The 17,007-nt window shown below is 34.5% G+C and carries 14 protein-coding genes; 6 read left to right on the top strand and 8 right to left on the bottom strand.

The window, feature by feature from the left end:
* Nucleotides 1-100: 100 nt before the first annotated feature.
* Nucleotides 101-1,120, bottom strand: a complete 1,020-nt coding sequence (locus HMPREF2818_RS07030; RefSeq protein WP_001873999.1) for an ammonium transporter family protein — start codon at nt 1,118-1,120, stop codon at nt 101-103.
* A 103-nt stretch (nt 1,121-1,223) separates the two neighbouring features.
* Here HMPREF2818_RS07030 and HMPREF2818_RS07025 point away from each other — a divergent pair, with 103 nt between their 5' ends.
* Complete coding sequence (locus HMPREF2818_RS07025) at nt 1,224-2,351, top strand: NAD(P)/FAD-dependent oxidoreductase (RefSeq protein WP_000683734.1); 1,128 nt, start codon at nt 1,224-1,226, stop codon at nt 2,349-2,351.
* A gap of 36 nt (nt 2,352-2,387) precedes the next feature.
* Here HMPREF2818_RS07025 and HMPREF2818_RS07020 read toward each other — a convergent pair whose 3' ends face one another.
* Nucleotides 2,388-3,374 carry an oxygen-dependent tRNA uridine(34) hydroxylase TrhO gene (locus tag HMPREF2818_RS07020; protein ID WP_001290916.1) on the bottom strand — a complete coding sequence of 329 codons (987 nt, stop codon included), beginning with the start codon at nt 3,372-3,374 and terminating at the stop codon, nt 2,388-2,390.
* A 162-nt stretch (nt 3,375-3,536) separates the two neighbouring features.
* Between HMPREF2818_RS07020 and HMPREF2818_RS07015 the strand changes: the two genes are divergently transcribed.
* On the top strand, nt 3,537-3,842 hold the full coding sequence (locus HMPREF2818_RS07015) for a hypothetical protein (RefSeq protein WP_000220571.1): 306 nt from the start codon (nt 3,537-3,539) through the stop codon (nt 3,840-3,842).
* Nucleotides 3,843-3,999: 157 nt separating this feature from the next.
* On the opposite strand, the gene HMPREF2818_RS07010 is transcribed toward HMPREF2818_RS07015, so the two are convergent.
* The 4 genes from HMPREF2818_RS07010 to HMPREF2818_RS06995 form a co-directional block, all read right to left on the bottom strand.
* Entirely contained in the window at nt 4,000-5,373 is a 1,374-nt protein-coding gene (locus HMPREF2818_RS07010; protein ID WP_000914221.1) for an MFS transporter, read from the bottom strand.
* 415 nt (nt 5,374-5,788) lie between these two features.
* The gene (gene glgP, locus HMPREF2818_RS07005) at nt 5,789-8,053 is read right to left on the bottom strand and encodes a glycogen/starch/alpha-glucan family phosphorylase (RefSeq protein ID WP_000197731.1); all 2,265 of its coding nucleotides are present in this window, start codon (nt 8,051-8,053) and stop codon (nt 5,789-5,791) included.
* Nucleotides 8,054-8,064: 11 nt separating this feature from the next.
* Nucleotides 8,065-9,561, bottom strand: a complete 1,497-nt coding sequence (malQ, locus tag HMPREF2818_RS07000; RefSeq protein WP_000745458.1) for a 4-alpha-glucanotransferase — start codon at nt 9,559-9,561, stop codon at nt 8,065-8,067.
* A 120-nt stretch (nt 9,562-9,681) separates the two neighbouring features.
* Nucleotides 9,682-10,710: a LacI family DNA-binding transcriptional regulator gene (locus HMPREF2818_RS06995; RefSeq protein ID WP_000256309.1), complete on the bottom strand. Its 1,029-nt coding sequence runs from the start codon at nt 10,708-10,710 to the stop codon at nt 9,682-9,684.
* Nucleotides 10,711-10,965: 255 nt separating this feature from the next.
* On the opposite strand from HMPREF2818_RS06995, the gene HMPREF2818_RS06990 reads away from it, so the two are divergent.
* The 4 genes from HMPREF2818_RS06990 to HMPREF2818_RS06975 all read left to right on the top strand — a co-directional run bounded on the left by HMPREF2818_RS06990 (nt 10,966) and on the right by HMPREF2818_RS06975 (nt 16,220).
* The gene (locus HMPREF2818_RS06990) at nt 10,966-12,213 is read left to right on the top strand and encodes an extracellular solute-binding protein (RefSeq protein WP_000414616.1); all 1,248 of its coding nucleotides are present in this window, start codon (nt 10,966-10,968) and stop codon (nt 12,211-12,213) included.
* Between the two features lie 97 nt (nt 12,214-12,310).
* Complete coding sequence (locus HMPREF2818_RS06985) at nt 12,311-13,681, top strand: carbohydrate ABC transporter permease (protein ID WP_001035541.1); 1,371 nt, start codon at nt 12,311-12,313, stop codon at nt 13,679-13,681.
* Entirely contained in the window at nt 13,681-14,517 is an 837-nt protein-coding gene (locus HMPREF2818_RS06980) for a sugar ABC transporter permease (protein WP_001035401.1), read from the top strand. The genes HMPREF2818_RS06985 and HMPREF2818_RS06980 overlap by 1 nt, the downstream gene beginning before the upstream one ends.
* Before the next feature lie 230 nt (nt 14,518-14,747).
* A complete protein-coding gene (locus HMPREF2818_RS06975; protein WP_000416073.1) occupies nt 14,748-16,220 on the top strand; it encodes a peptide MFS transporter in 1,473 nt (490 codons plus the stop codon).
* A gap of 44 nt (nt 16,221-16,264) precedes the next feature.
* Here the strand turns inward: HMPREF2818_RS06975 and HMPREF2818_RS06970 are convergent, their stop codons facing one another.
* Both HMPREF2818_RS06970 and HMPREF2818_RS06965 read right to left on the bottom strand, forming a co-directional pair.
* Nucleotides 16,265-16,729 carry an 8-oxo-dGTP diphosphatase gene (locus HMPREF2818_RS06970; RefSeq protein WP_000091520.1) on the bottom strand — a complete coding sequence of 155 codons (465 nt, stop codon included), beginning with the start codon at nt 16,727-16,729 and terminating at the stop codon, nt 16,265-16,267.
* An 83-nt stretch (nt 16,730-16,812) separates the two neighbouring features.
* Nucleotides 16,813-17,001 (bottom strand): hypothetical protein, encoded by a 189-nt coding sequence (locus HMPREF2818_RS06965; protein WP_000728848.1) that lies wholly within the window; start codon nt 16,999-17,001, stop codon nt 16,813-16,815.
* Nucleotides 17,002-17,007 lie beyond the last annotated feature (6 nt).

Genomic DNA, 17,007 nt, shown 5'->3' with positions numbered 1-17,007 from the left:
GTTTGCTTGCTTCATAATTCATAGAACTATTGTATCATATTTTGTTTCGCAGGAAGTCTAATAATAAATAAGGTTGAGATGTACATCTCAACCTTATTTATTATTTTCTAAAAATCGCTTTAGATATGATATAGGTCATTATAATTGACAAAAGAATTGTGGTAGCTAATGCTAACAGTTGAACTGGCATATGTGATAATTTAAAGAGACCAACTCCTAAACTTCCCAACAATCCCCCAATACCATTCATTCCAAAGGAGGAAACGACATCATCAATGGCAAAAGCTTTCGCAACGTAATCCGTTACAAAGTAGGTGAAGAGGGATGCAAAGAATGTTACAGCTAATAATTGCCAAGTTAAGAGATACCCAACTCCTGCTGTACTCGTCACAAGACCAACAATAATGCCATTCAATAAGCTTCCTGTTTTCTCTTCCTCACCATTCCACTTAGCAGCCAATGTCCACGCCAAACCACCACCTATAATAGCAAATATAGTATTTAAAAGTATCATAATGGCTTGTGAATTCCACTCACCAACTGGACCCATATTAAATCCAAACCAACCAAATGTAATAAGTATCATTCCTAAAAAGAGACTATCATTTTTAACCTTATTGTGCTGATGTTCACTCTTGCCAATAACATGAGCTAAAATATACGAAGAAAGCCCTGCAGATAAATGAACGACCATTCCGCCTGAAAAATCAAGTACTCCCATCTTTGCAAAAACACCCTCTGAATTCCAAATTAAATAAGCTAAGGGCGTATACACCAAGAAAAGCCAAGAAACAACAGCTAATAAAAGTCGCTTCGTCTGAACTCTATCAATAATTGACCCAATAAGCATTACTACTGCGTAAAGGGCGAAACAAAGTTGAAATAAACAATTTACAATTTGTTTACCATCTGCTTCTTGGAATTGAAAGACAGTTTTAAAATGACCTTCAAATGCTAAAAAATAGGCACCCATGAACCAAGCTGTTGTCGTTAGCAAAACAGTAAGTACAAACTGATAAATAATCCTTGAAGTCAATGATTGATGTAGCGACCCAAAGTAATAGAATGCAACCCCAAAAATCATGAGCCACATCGATAAAATACATAATAGTAAAAACACAAATAGTCCTTTCTTTACAAACACTCTTTTATTTGTTAAACTGTATTATTGTTAACTGGTTAAGTATTTTATCTTACACATTTATTTTTGTCAAGGAGAAGACATGAAACATTATCAAACCATAATTATCGGTGCAGGCGCTGCAGGAATCGGTTTTGGTTCTGCCATGCAACGATTAGGACTTACAAATTTTCTTATCATTGAAAAAGGGCACATTGGAGAATCTTTTTTAAGATGGCCCAGAACAACACAATTTATCACACCTTCCTTCACTACCAATGGCTTTGGTTTTCCAGATCTAAACGCTGTTATTCCAGATACTTCTCCTGCTTTCTCATTTGAAAAAGAACATCTTTCTGGAGTGGAATATGCACGCTACTTACAATTAGTTGCTGCTCATTATAATCTCCCTATCCAAAACGAAACATCTGTTCTATCTATTGATAAACAAGATAGCCTTTTTGTTATTAAAACTTCAAAGGGAGATTTTTCTGCTGATTATCTTATTATGGCAACAGGAGAATTTCAAAATCCAAATACCATTGATATTAAAGGTGCAGATCTAGGAATGCACTATGGTCAAGTTGATAATTTCCATATCAAATCTGACAATCCATTTATCATCATTGGTGGAAACGAAAGTGCTTGTGATGCACTAACACATCTAGTATATTTGGGAAATCAAGTCGAATTATATACAGATACGTTTGGTCGTAAAGAGAGCAATCCCGATCCAAGCATCTCTTTATCCCCCCTAACTAAAGAACGTTTAAAACATATACAAGACCACAAAAAAGAATATTATAGTATCTCTGAAGGCAAGAAAGCCATTGAGATTAAACAAATTGGAAAACAATATCAAGTTACTTTTGATGACGGTAGTACTGCGGAGTCTTTCCATAAACCTATTCTTTCCACAGGTTTTCTAAATACCTGTCATCTCATTGACGGAATCGCTTTATTTGAATACGATAAAAATCAGTTGCCAATAGTTACTGAAGATGACGAATCTACTATCGTTAATAACTGTTTCTTAATTGGTCCAAGCTTACGACAAAGAGATACTATTTTCTGCTATATTTATAAATTCAGACAGCGCTTTGTCCCTGTTATTAATCATATCGCACAACGAGAAGGGATTATATTAGACGAAGATACCCTTGAATTCTTTAAAGAAAATCAAATGTACCTTGATAACCTAGCTTGTTGCGATGTCAATTGTGATTGCTAAAAAATCGCTAGCTTTATTGCTAGCGATTTTTTAATATTAAACATTTGCTACTTGAGGTAAGGATTCTCCAATAGCTTCTAAACGTTCTGCCCATTCTTGACGTGATAAACCATTTTCTTGCACATAGCGATTACGTTCATGTGCACGACATTCAGGCGAGCACCCTCGAACATACTTCGCTTCGTTTTCTTCTGAAGCAAAAATTTGTTTGTTACAAAACGGATTTGCACAATTGACATAACGTTCACAAGGTGTTCCATCAAAATAATCTTTACTAATAACAGTTGGATTAACATGATTAATTGGCACCGAGATACGATCATCAAAAACATACATCGCACCATCCCAAAGTTCACCTTGAACTTCCGGATCTTTTCCATATGTTGCAATACCACCGTGTAATTGTCCAACATCTTTAAAACCTTCTCGAACCATCCAACCCGAGAATTTCTCACAACGAACACCACCGGTACAGTACACAACAACACGTTTTTCCATAAACTTATCTTTGTTGTCACGTACCCATTGTGGTAACTCACGGAAATTGCGAATATCAGGACGAATTGCTCCACGGAAGTGACCTAAGTCATACTCATAATCATTACGCGTATCTAAAACAACAGTATCTTCATCAAGCAAGGCTTCTTTAAATTGTTTAGGATTTAAATACTCACCTGTTGTTTCCAAAGGATTAATATCGCTATCAAAGTTATTATCTTCTAACCCAAGGTGCACAATCTCTTTCTTATAACGAACAAACATTTTACGGAAAGCTTGTTGATTTTCCTCGTCAATCTTGAACCAAAGATCAGCAAAACGCTCATCGCTGTGGACCCAATCCATATACTTCTGAGTTGTTTCATAATCTCCAGAAACAGTTCCATTAATCCCCTCATCCGCAATCAAAATACGACCTTTAAGCCCAATAGATTTACAAAATTCTAGATGTTTCGCAGCGTACTCTTCCGCATTTTCAATTGAAACATATTTATAATAGAGTAAAACTCTGATTTTTTCTGACATTTTTTCTCCTCATCTGCAAAATAAGTTAGTATACTTCATTATATAACGACTCCTTACAACATAGCAAAAAATACGCTTAGGACATATTCTTTGCTTTAAAGACAAATTATTCTTCTTAAGAACACACATATGTTAAAATAGTAAAAGACTAGGAGGACTTTTATGACTTATGAATTATGTCTAGAATACGGTACTTATCCACTTAGACCTGTAGATGCTTGGGCTGATGAAATCAATACTGCACCTGCGTTTATTACTGAAGATAAAAAACTTTTAGAACTTTTAGAAGAAGTCAATACCTTATTCCATGAGCTCTTTTTAACGATAGAATGTTCCTTCCACTATATTGGTCATGACTTCCCAGAAAAAAGAGCAAAAATCACACAAATTTATCATGTGATTATCGAACATTTAAGCATACACTACCCTGAATATGACATTAAAATTGAATCATTATTAATGGGGTAGTTTTATTTTAACTAGGTAGAAACTATCTATTAAAAACAATCGATATCACTAATTACTTCAACAAATAGATTATCTAAAACAAAAAAGGTCTCTTTCAAGAGGCCTTTTTTCATAACTTATCTCACTAAATATTAAATGATACTTTTACCAAATAATATCACCAATACTCTAGACTCTTATCTCTTGAAAGCAAGGTACAGACAATAGCCGCAAATCCAGAAATACCAAATATTATAAATGCTACTCCCCAACCAAAGTGGTCAATAATAATACCAATAGCTAGAGTAGCGATCGTTGCTCCTCCGACATAACTAAATGTGCCAGTCAATCCTGAAGCTGCTCCAGCTGCTGCTTTTGGAACTAACTCCATAGCATACAGGCCAACCATCATAACAGGACCGTAGATTGATGCCCCCAAACCTAGTAAAATAATGAAGTCTAATGCCATATATTGAGGTCCTGCTGGAATAAACCAATAGGCAGCTAGTAATAAGATTGCTACAACTAAGAAGGCTACATTGGTTAAAGGTTTAGAGTTTTTAAACACTTTGGCAGATAGATATCCTGCTGTTAGCATCCCAATAATACCACCTATTTCAAAAAGTGAAAAACCACCCATACCAGCTGTTGCAGTAATACCTTTTCCACCATCTTGCACACTCGTCGCTAAAAACTTAGGAGTCCATGAGACAATACCGTAACGTAAAATATATACAAATATTGAATACAAGGATGCCCACATCAGTTTAGTATTTGGTAGAATATATTTTTTTATAATTTCGCCCATACCCAAAACTTCAGGCTCTTCTAAAATGTCACTTGAATCCACAACATTAGTATATTGCTCTTTATGATACTCTTCTATAGGCGGAAGTCCGATAGATTCTGGAGTATCTTCTTGTAAAAAGTAAACAAGAACAGCCAAAAGACAAGCCACCACCCCTGGAAACCAATAAGCAGCACGCGCTTGATTAAGAGAATCATTACCAGCAAGAGCTAGACCTACACCAGTTAAAATCGGCGCTATTGCTCCACCAAAATTGTGAGATAAATTCCAAATGGTAGCATATTTAATTCTTTCTTTATTATCATACCAATAGACTAATGTACGCGCTCCAGGAGGGTATCCCATCCCTTGTAACCAACCATTAATAAGATACATGATAGTAAAGAGCCAGATACTAGTAATTACAGATGGAATAACACCGATTAACACATTAACTAGTCCTGTAAGAAACAAACCAACTGGAAGGAAAATTTTAGAATTCGATTCATCTGAAATCAAACCAGAAATAAATTTAGAGAGACCATAAGCAATGTAGCTAGCACAGGTAATAATACCAATCTCAGTAGCAGACATATTAAGGATACCAGATAAAATTGAAGTCGTATTACGAACAAAATAGTATCCCATATAACCTACAAAAATAGAAATAAGGACTTGTACACGATAACGAGGATATTTATGCTTAATTTCCTCAGCTGATAAACGTTCTCTTTTCTGAGGGGGTGCAAATAGTTTTTTCAACATAGCAAATTACCTTTCCGATTTTTAGATGTGTTTAATTATACAACTATGAATTCACACTGTCAATTAATTAATAATTTATTTTTTATCATTTTATCTTATTTTTTTAAATATGGATAATACTCTTTAAAGTGTGGATAATACTATATTATAAAGCTTTTTATCTGATTTTTCTGTATTTTGAAATCAAATTATATTTTTTAATTTTAGTTTATATTTCAAAAATTAAAACACCCTATAACCAAGTATCACAGGGTGCATATTTTTATATTATATAGAATATAAATACACATGCAATTAAATATTTAGAATAAGTTCTGCTCAGTTCTATTTTTAAAGTCTACGGACAAAAATAAATACTTATAGTTTTATTAGACAAGAAAAAAGTAAGGTTGAAAACCTTACTTTTAGAGACTTTTTAATTTGAATGCCAAATATCTTGATTATATTGTTCGATTGTACGATCTGATGAGAAGAACCCTGCTTTAGCAATATTGTGTATAACTTTCTTATTCCATGATTCATAATCTTCATAATCAGCAAGCACTTGTTCTTTAACAGCAATGTATTCTTTCAAATCAATCAATGTCATGAACCAATCTTTACCTACTAACTCATCATGCAATCTCTTTAGTCGTTCTGCATTACCGAGTGACACTATATCATCACTAATGATAAAATCAACAGCTTCACGAATTACTTTGTCTTTATCATAGTAATCTTTTGAACGATAACCAGATGTTTCATAAAGATTAATGATAGTATCAGAGTCTTTACCAAATGTGTAGATGTTCTCTTTGCCAGCTAATTCAGCTATTTCAACATTTGCCCCATCCATAGTACCAAGAGTAAGAGCACCATTCAACATAAATTTCATGTTACCTGTACCAGATGCTTCTTTGGAAGCCAATGAAATTTGTTCCGAAATATCTGTTGCAGGGATTAACTTTTCCGCTACTGTCACATTGTAATTTTCTACTAAATGGACATTAAGGTATTTATTAACTTCTGGATCATTATTAATTAATTCTGATAAGCAGAGAATTAAGTGAATGATATCCTGTGCAATAGTATAGGCTGGAGCAGCTTTACCACCAAAAATAACTGTTAATTTACGTGATGGGAAATGCCCACGTTTAATTTCTAAGTATTTATGAATAACATATAAAGCATTCATTTGTTGGCGCTTATATTCGTGGAATCGTTTGATTTGTGTATCAATAATTGAGTATTCATCCAATTCAATACCTTTATTTTCCTTAAGGTAACGTTTAAGAGCCAGTTTGTTTTTAAATTTAATAGCAGCTAATTTATCATGAACTTCATTGCTATCAGCATAAGTTAACAATTTTTCGAGCTGAGTCGCATCAGTAAGATAGCTATCCCCAATTAGTTCTTTCAAGTAATCTGCTAAATCTTGGTTAGCAAACTCCAACCAGCGACGGAATGTAATACCGTTTGTCTTATTGTTAAACTTATCTGGGTAAATATCATAGAAAACCTTTAATTCACTATTTTTAAGGATTTCTGTATGTAATGCTGCTACACCATTAACGCTTGTTGAGAAGTGGATATCCATATGCGCCATGTGAACACGTCCAGCTTCATCAATAATTTGAACCTCTGGATTTGTTTGCTCTTCACGAATCATTTGATCTAATTTTTTAATGATTGTTACTAGGTGGGGTACTACCTCATTAAGATACTCTAAAGGCCATTTTTCAAGAGCTTCTGCAAGGATGGTATGGTTTGTATAGCCAACCATATTGCGAACAACTGACACAGCTTCGTCAAATTCAAAACCATGTTTTTCTGTCAATAAACGAATCAACTCAGGGATGACCATAGATGGGTGAGTGTCATTAATTTGAACATAAGCATATTCAGCTAAATCATGAAGGTTTGAACCACGCTCGATTGCTTCATCAATTAATAATTGAGCAGCATTTGAAACCATGAAATATTGCTGATAGATACGTAATAATTCTCCATTTTTATCTGAATCATCTGGATACAAGAACAAGGTTAAATTCTTCTTGATTTCTGTCTTATCAAAAGTGATACCTTTTTCAATAAGGTTATAATCAAGTCCATCAATATCAAAAAGGTTCAAATAATTTTTAGTATCTTTCTTATAACCTAATACATCAATTCTATCTAGGCGTGATTTTAAAGTAAAGTCACGGAAAGGAACATCATAAGAAATATCTGTTGGTACTAACCAAGAATTATTCTCAATCCAGTAGTTAGCTTCTGCTTCTTGTTGATTGTTGCGAAATACTTGTTTGAAAAGCCCACAGTGATAGTTTAAACCAACACCTTCACCATTAATACCTAAAGAAGAAATCGAGTCAATAAAACATGATGCTAAACGCCCTAAACCACCATTACCAAGTGATGGTTCTGGCTCTACATCTTCTATTTCAGCAATTGATTTACCTACAAGTTCTAACTCTTTTTTGACATCTTTATAAATCCCTAAGTTAATCAAATTATTTGAAAGTAATTTACCAATTAGAAACTCAGCTGAAATATAGTATACCTTACGTTGAGAGCTATTTTTTGATTTAGCGGCAGCTTCTTCTTTTACAAAATTTAACAATTCAACGTAAATCTCTTCATTTGTTAATTCTGATAATACTTTTCCTTGTTGTCCAACGTAAGTTGTAAAATTTCTTGTCATGATAATATTCCTTATTTATTCCCTCTATTATAAATAGTTGTAATCTCTTTTAAGAATGCTTTGCGATTTTCTGTTAAGTCTTCTTTTCTCATACGCCATTGCCAGTTACCTCCAACGGTATTTGGCATGTTCATACGGCTATCTGCAGGTTTATCTAGTAGATCTTGCATACATGTAATCGTTGTTTGACTAACGGTTGCATACAAGGTACGCAGTACAGTCTCAGTAATGGGCTCATTTGGCAAACGACGCATGTAATTTTCTGCATAAGCTTTCTGTTCGACTGTAAGATTTTCAAACCAGCCATTAATAACTTCGTTATCATGAGTTCCAGCATATGCAATTGTATTTTCTGTGTAGTTATGAGGAATATCAATACTATTTCCTGTTGTATCATAAAAACCGAATTCCATGATTTTCATACCTGGGAACCCTGTTCCAGCCAGTAATCTCTCTGCTCTCTCATCAATATAGCCTAAATTCTCAGCAATAATAGGTAAATCACCTAATTTTTCTTTGATAGTTGCAAATAATTCTGGACCGGGAGCTGGTTGCCATGAGCCATCATTAGCTGTTTGATAATCTCCTCGAATTTCCCAATAATCTGAAAAACCTTTAAAATGATCAATACGCAAATAGTCATACATCTTAACACCAGATTGAATACGATAAATCCACCAGTCAAAATCTGACTCTTTGTGGTAATCCCAATTGTAAATAGGATTGCCCCAAAGCTGACCATCGTCAGAAAAATCATCCGCTGGTACACCAGCAATAGCAAGTGGTTGTTTGTCGCGATCTAATTTAAACAGTTCAGGCATTGTCCAAACTTCTACACTATCGGCAGAAACGTAGATTGGCATATCACCGATAATTTGAATCCCTTTATCATTAGCATATTCTTTTAACTCAAACCATTGTTTGTAAAAGAAATATTGCGTTACTTCATGATATTTTATCACTTCACTAAGCTTTTGACGATATCCTGCTAAGGCTTCTTCTTCGCGGCGTATAATAGCCTTGTCATCCCATTCTTGAAGCGCCTTATTACCAAAATGTTCTTTGATCGCCATAAATTCAGCAAAATCAGTTACCCATTTTTCTTCTTGCAAGAAATCAGATAGCATTCTCGTAGCTCTCTCTTCTTGCAAGAAATTTTTAACTGCTTTTTCTAAAACTGGACGGCGTTTTTCAAACAGACCAGCATAATCAACAACTTCTGGATCCTGTCCAAAACTAATATTTTGGTAGTCATCTTTCGAAATGAAACCTTCAAGCGTTAGCAAATCAAAATCAATTAAATGTGTATTACCAGCTACTGCAGAAAAAGACTGGTAAGGAGAGTCCCCGAAGCTTGTTGTTGTTAAGGGAAGAATTTGCCAAAATTTTTGATCAGTTTCGACCAAAAAATCAACAAAAGCGTAGGCTTCTCGTCCAAATGTTCCAATACCTAAATCACCTGGTAGAGAAGTGATGTGCATTAAGACACCACTTGCACGTTTTTTCATATTGATTCTCCTTTTCGATTACTTACTTTACTCCTCCATCTTAACGCAAGCGATTGCATAAGTCAAGCATAATTTAAAAAAACTTCTATCGAAAATTGATAGAAGTCTTTATATCATAGCTTAATTATTATTTTTAGAAATATCTCGGACACTTTCACGCTCTTCTAAAGTAAAAGGCACAATAATAGTCTCACTAAAGACTTTGTCTGGAGATTTAATGATGTCAATCAGACGACGAACGCTTGTCCTTCCTAGATTATTAACATTAATATCAAATGTGCTTAGGTAAGGATGAATCAGATGTGAGAAGAGAGAATTATTAAAGGTCATGATAGAAATGTCATCTGGAACTTTTAATTTATAGAAAGAAAGAAATTGCATTACTCTAACAGAGACAGTATCACCAATAACAATTAAAGCAGTTGTTTCTTCTTCTTTGACTCTATTTATAAATTCCTCTAAAACTTGCGGATTGCCTCTGTCAAATAAAAGAGCTGGCTTTTGGTTTAAACCTAACTTTCTAGCACCTTTAAAATACCCTAAATAGCGCTCTTCTGATACTTCTGAATTTAAATCATCTGTAACAAACTGGATGCTTTTATGTCCTTTTTTATAGAGATAATCAATGGCAGATTTCCCCATCAGCTGATTATCATTATCAATATAAGTAATCTCATTTTCATAGCCATTAGCAGCACCAACAACAACAAAGGGCAGTTTATATTTTAATAAATACTCTCTGATAGGATCTTTTTGATCCGAATAGAGAACAATAAAACCATCCACTCGTTTTTGTAGATGCATTAATTTTACTTGTTCTAACAACTCCTCAGAAGACATACTTGTTGCAATAGAAACTGTAAACCCATGCTCTTTTGCTTCATTAGTTAATGTAGAAAGAATCTCCATGAAAAAGGGTTCACTTAAGCGGTCTGGTAAAACCAGTGGAGGAAAAATAACTCCAATATTTTGCGTTAAACCACTAGCCAACATTTGTGCTGCAACATTAGGAACATAGCCCAGCTCTTCCATAGCTTTTTTCACGCGCTCTTTCGTCTTACTTGAAATAGATGCATTATCTTTTAGTACACGACTTACTGTCGATGGATTAACACCAGCTTTGGCAGCAACATCTTTTATAGTTACCATCCTACGACCTCTTCATTCTAATCATTTTATACCTTTTGGTATAGTCCTTTGTCTATTATACTCTAATCTAAGAAAAAAACAAACGTTTGCCTTCTCTGCAAATGTAATACTCTCACTAAAATAATCTTCTCATTTAGTATTAATTGATATTATTTTTTTATTTTTCTTATTTTTTTTAAAAAAAGACTTGACTTTTTTTGCAAACGGTTGCATAATATAGGTGTAATTAAAATATTCTCTAGGAGGAGAACCAAAATGGAAAAAAATACTTGGAAAAAATTACTTGTTAGTACTGCTGCTCTTTCAGTAGTTGCAGGAGGAGCAATTGCTGCTACTCACTCTAACTCAGTTGATGCTGCTTCAAAAACAACTATCAAACTTTGGGTCCCAACAGATTCAAAAGCGTCTTATAAAGCAATTGTTAAAAAATTCGAGAAGGAAAACAAAGGCGTTACTGTAAAAATGATTGAGTCTAATGACTCCAAAGCTCAAGAAAACGTAAAAAAAGACCCAAGCAAGGCAGCCGATGTATTCTCACTTCCACATGACCAACTTGGTCAATTAGTAGAATCTGGTGTTATCCAAGAAATTCCAGAGCAATACTCAAAAGAAATTGCTAAAAACGACACTAAACAATCACTTACTGGTGCACAATATAAAGGGAAAACTTATGCATTCCCATTTGGTATTGAATCTCAAGTTCTTTATTATAATAAAACAAAGTTAACTGCTGACGACGTTAAATCATACGAAACAATTACAAGCAAAGGGAAATTCGGTCAACAGCTTAAAGCAGCTAACTCATATGTAACAGGTCCTCTTTTCCTTTCTGTAGGCGACACTTTATTTGGTAAATCTGGTGAAGATGCTAAAGGCACTAACTGGGGTAATGAAGCAGGTGTTTCTGTCCTTAAATGGATTGCAGATCAAAAGAAAAATGATGGTTTTGTCAACTTGACAGCTGAAAATACAATGTCTAAATTTGGCGATGGTTCTGTTCATGCTTTTGAAAGTGGACCATGGGATTACGACGCTGCTAAAAAAGCTGTCGGTGAAGATAAAATCGGTGTTGCTGTTTACCCAACAATGAAAATCGGTGACAAAGAAGTTCAACAAAAAGCATTCTTGGGCGTTAAACTTTATGCCGTTAACCAAGCACCTGCTGGTTCAAACACTAAACGAATCTCAGCTAGCTACAAACTCGCTGCATATCTAACTAATGCTGAAAGTCAAAAAATTCAATTCGAAAAACGTCATATCGTTCCTGCTAACTCATCAATTCAATCTTCTGATAGCGTCCAAAAAGATGAACTTGCAAAAGCAGTTATCGAAATGGGTAGCTCAGATAAATATACAACGGTTATGCCTAAGTTGAGTCAAATGTCAACATTCTGGACAGAAAGTGCTGCTATTCTTAGCGATACTTACAGTGGTAAAATCAAATCTAGCGATTACCTTAAACGTCTAAAACAATTCGATAAAGACATCGCTAAAACAAAATAGTACGTCTAGAGTAATGAGATGAGGTGAGTACTCTTCCTTTCAATTGAGAGTGCTTCCCATCTCTTATTTTGTAAAATAACAATTAAAGGAGACCATTATGAATAAAAAACTGATCTCACTTGATGGTATGTCCCTAAAAGAGGTCTTTCAAAAAGGTGATTTAGCAACTAAACTATCATTCTTAATTATGGGACTTGCTAACCTCAAAAATAAACAAATTGTCAAGGGACTTTTATTTTTAATCAGTGAAATTCTGTTTTTAATTACCTTTGTTTACCAAGTTATCCCAGCTGTAAAAGGTCTTATTTCCTTAGGGACCCAAGAACAAGGTATGACAACTAAAACTGTGGATGGTATTAAAATCCAAGTTGCGACACAAGGTGATAACTCTATGTTAATGCTAATTTTTGGATTAGCTTCGCTTATCTTCTGTTGCGTATTTGCCTATATTTACTGGTCAAACATTAAAAGCGCAGCACATTTATTGACCTTGAAAGAAGAAGGAAGAGAAATTCCATCCTTCAAAAAAGATATTAAAAGCTTGACAGATGGACGCTTCCATATGACTTTAATGTCTATTCCTTTAATAGGGGTGCTTCTATTTACAATCCTTCCGTTAGTTTATATGATTTGTTTGGCATTTACTAACTATGATCATAACCACTTACCGCCAAAAAGTTTATTTGACTGGGTTGGTTTTGCTAACTTCGGTAATATCTTTAGCGGGCGTATGGCCAGTACTTTCTTCCCTGTTCTATCTTGGACATTAATTTGGGCTGTTTTCGCTACTGTAACGAATTTCTTCTTTGGTATTATTCTTGCCTTACTAATTAATACAAAAGGTTTGAAATTCAAAAAGATGTGGCGTACTATTTTTGTTATTACCATGGCTGTCCCTCAATTTATCTCTCTCTTAATCATGAGAAACCTCTTAAGTGACGCTGGACCGGTTAACGCCTTGTTAATAAAATGGGGACTTATTTCTTCAGCACATCCCCTTCCATTCCTTTCTGATCCGGTCTGGGCGAAATTCTCAATCATCTTTGTTAATATGTGGGTTGGTATTCCTGTAACAATGCTTGTTGCTACTGGTATCATCATGAATTTACCTGCAGAACAAATTGAAGCTGCTGAAATTGATGGGGCGAATAAGTTCCAAGTCTTTCAATCAATTACTTTCCCACAAATTTTGTTGATTATGACTCCTACTTTAATTCAACAATTTATCGGAAATATTAACAACTTCAACGTTATCTACCTACTCACTCAAGGTGGACCAACAAACTCAACATACTACCAAGCAGGTAGCACCGATTTACTTGTCACTTGGCTATACAATTTGACAGTAACTGCTGCAGATTATAACTTAGCATCTGTTGTTGGTATCTTAATCTTTATTCTTTCAGCAGTATTTAGTTTACTAGCTTACACAAGAACAAATTCTTACAAGGAAGGGGCAGCTAAATAATGAATAAGAAAAAACGTCTTAACCTTACTTTTGTTTATATTTTATTGATAGTACTATCAATTATGTGGCTCTTTCCCATTGTTTGGGTCGTTCTCACAAGCTTCCGTGGTGAAGGAAGTGCCTTTGTCAACTACTTTATTCCTAAAACTTGGACATTAGACAACTACGCTAAACTCTTCACCCAAAACACATTCCCATTTGGTCAATGGTTCTTAAATACATTATTTGTCGCTACATGTACTTGTATACTATCAACTTTAATCACTGTAGCAATGGCTTATTCTCTCAGCAGAATCAAATTCAAACACCGTAATGGTTTCCTAAAGCTAGCTTTAGTCTTGAATATGTTTCCTGGGTTCATGTCAATGATTGCAGTTTACTACATCCTAAAAGCTCTAAATCTAGACCAAACATTAACCGCTTTAATATTTGTCTATTCTGCAGGAGCAGCATTAACCTTCTACATCGCAAAAGGTTTCTTTGATACTATTCCATACTCTTTGGATGAGTCTGCTATGATTGATGGGGCGACCCGTTTGGATATTTTCCTTAAAATCACCCTACCATTGTCAAAACCCATTATCGTTTATACTGCATTAATCGCTTTTATGGGCCCTTGGATGGACTTTATCTTTGCAAAAGTTATTTTAGGTGATGCTACGAGCAAGTACACAGTCGCTATTGGTCTCTTTTCAATGTTGCAACAAGATACCATCAACCAGTGGTTCATGTCATTTACAGCAGGATCTGTTATTATTGCAATTCCAATCACAATACTTTTCATGTTCATGCAAAAATACTATGTTGAAGGTATTACAGGTGGATCTGTAAAATAATCTTCAGATAATTTAAAGACACGACATTTTTATTTCACTGTGGTTTCTTTTCTAAAAAAGGCTTGGGTTCTATTGAATTCAAGCCTTTTTCTAAGCTAGATAGTTAAAAAACTTGGTTTACCAAGGGTGTTAACCTCTACAAAAAAATAACTTGATAGTGCTAAGTAATTTGACAGTTGCTTCTATTTACTATATTATTAATAGTGTTATCTACAAAAGGAGCGTTTTTCATGGAAAAAACAAAATCATTCTTTGGACATCCTCGTGGTTTATCCACTCTTTTCTTTACTGAAATGTGGGAAAGATTCTCATACTATGGTATGCGTGCTATTTTGCTGTACTATATGTACTATAGTGTTTCTCAAGGTGGCCTTGGTATGGACAAGACTGTCGCTGCATCAATCATGGCTGTCTATGGTTCACTGGTTTATCTCTCATCAGTAATTGGTGGTTTTGTCAGCGACCGTATTCTAGGTAGTCGTAAAACTGTTCTGTATGGTGGTATTCTAATCATGCTAGGTCATATTGCTCTAGCTACACCATTTGGTCAAACAGCTCTATTCATTTCGATTGCTCTAATTATCCTTGGTACTGGACTATTAAAACCAAATGTATCAGAGATGGTTGGTAATTTATATGGAGAAAATGATTCTCGTCGTGATGCTGGTTTTAGTATCTTTGTTTTTGGTATTAACCTTGGTGCTTTTATTTCACCCATTGTAGTGGGGTACCTCGGACAAGAAGTAAATTTCCATCTTGGTTTCTCACTTGCTGCTATTGGTATGTTCTTTGGTCTCCTCCAATATACCTTAGATGGAAAAAAATATTTGACTGAAGAGAGTCTCAGACCAAACGATCCTTTAAGTCCTGAAGAAAAGTCCTCTCTATATAAAAAAGTTGGGCTTATCCTTATTGGTATTGTTATTGTACTTATTCTACTTCACTTGATGCATATGCTAACAATTGAAGTAATTATCGATATTTTTAGTATTATTGCAATCGCCATCCCAATTATTTATTTTATCAAGATTTTAAGTAGTAAAAAGATTTCTTCTGTTGAGCGTTCTCGAGTGTGGGCATATATCCCTCTCTTTATCGCCTCAATTCTATTTTGGTCAATTGAAGAACAAGGTTCAGTTGTCTTAGCCTTATTTGCAGATGAACAAACAAAACTTTACCTTAACTTCTTTGGGCATCATATTAATTTCCCATCAAGTTATTTCCAAAGTATGAACCCTCTCTTCATTATGCTTTATGTACCATTCTTTGCTTGGTTATGGGCTAAATGGGGAAGTAAGCAACCTTCATCACCTAAAAAATTTGCGTATGGACTTTTCTTTGCTGGAGCTTCATTCTTATGGATGATGCTACCAGGTTTACTCTTTGGAGTTAACGCTAAAGTAAGCCCTCTTTGGTTAACAATGAGTTGGGCTATTGTCATCGTTGGGGAAATGCTAATCTCACCAGTTGGATTATCAGCAACTAGTAAGCTCGCACCTAAAGCATTCCAAGCTCAAATGATGAGCATCTGGTTCTTAAGTAATGCTGCAGCACAAGCTATTAACGCTCAAATCGTTAAATTGTACACACCTGATACTCAAATTCTTTATTATGGTGTTGTTGGTGGTATAACAGTTGTATTTGGATTTATCCTCTTATTTTATGTTCCACGCATTGAAAAACTAATGTCTGGAGTTAAATAAAGACATCTAAAAAGAACTAGGTTACATTCCTAGTTCTTTTTTGTTTAATAAAATTTTCTTATAAAACCATCTTCAAGTCGCTTACTATAAAACATCTCTGAGATGTCATCTTCGTCAAATACTCTCAAAAGGTTAAGCATATCATATGCTAGTTCAATCTTATCAAGTTGTGAACGTTCAATCCATACAACATCACCTTCATCTGACGATTGTAATTCACCTGAAAAATCATATGTTTTATAAAGGAATACCAAATAGCGGATGCCTTCATCTGTGTACCAATGCTTCATACCAACTAATTTGGGATTACTTATTGTTAAACCTGTCTCCTCGTGAACTTCTCGAACGAGAGCATCATACAAGCTTTCTCCTTCTTCAATATGGCCGCCTGGTAAAGCAGCTCCTGACCAAGAATAACGTTTAGGATCACGGATTTGCATCACAATACGTCCTTTATTATCTTCAATAAGACACATATTAGTTAAAATAACTTTTTGACTGCGTGACATTTTTTCCTCTAGTATATAAATTTAGTGATAGAGTTACAATACCATTTATTTATCAATTTTTCTACAAAATAAAGGATAGTAACTTAACTACTGTAGGTTAAGAAAAATCGAATAATTCCGATAATAGACATGATTAACCCTATTAAAATAGAAATAATCAGAATAAGCTGCATGTCAAATCGTTTTTTCTCTCTTTTTTCTTTAGGAATTTGATATCGCTCTTCAGATAGACGTTTATTAATACTCTCCTGAAGTAAATTCTTTTTTTTCAAAATTTT

This window comes from Streptococcus sp. HMSC076H09 (genome assembly GCF_001811765.1).
Classification (GTDB): Bacteria; Bacillota; Bacilli; order Lactobacillales; family Streptococcaceae; genus Streptococcus; species Streptococcus agalactiae.
Note: the sequence above shows the minus strand (reverse complement) of the source record. Positions and strands in the feature narration are given on the sequence as shown.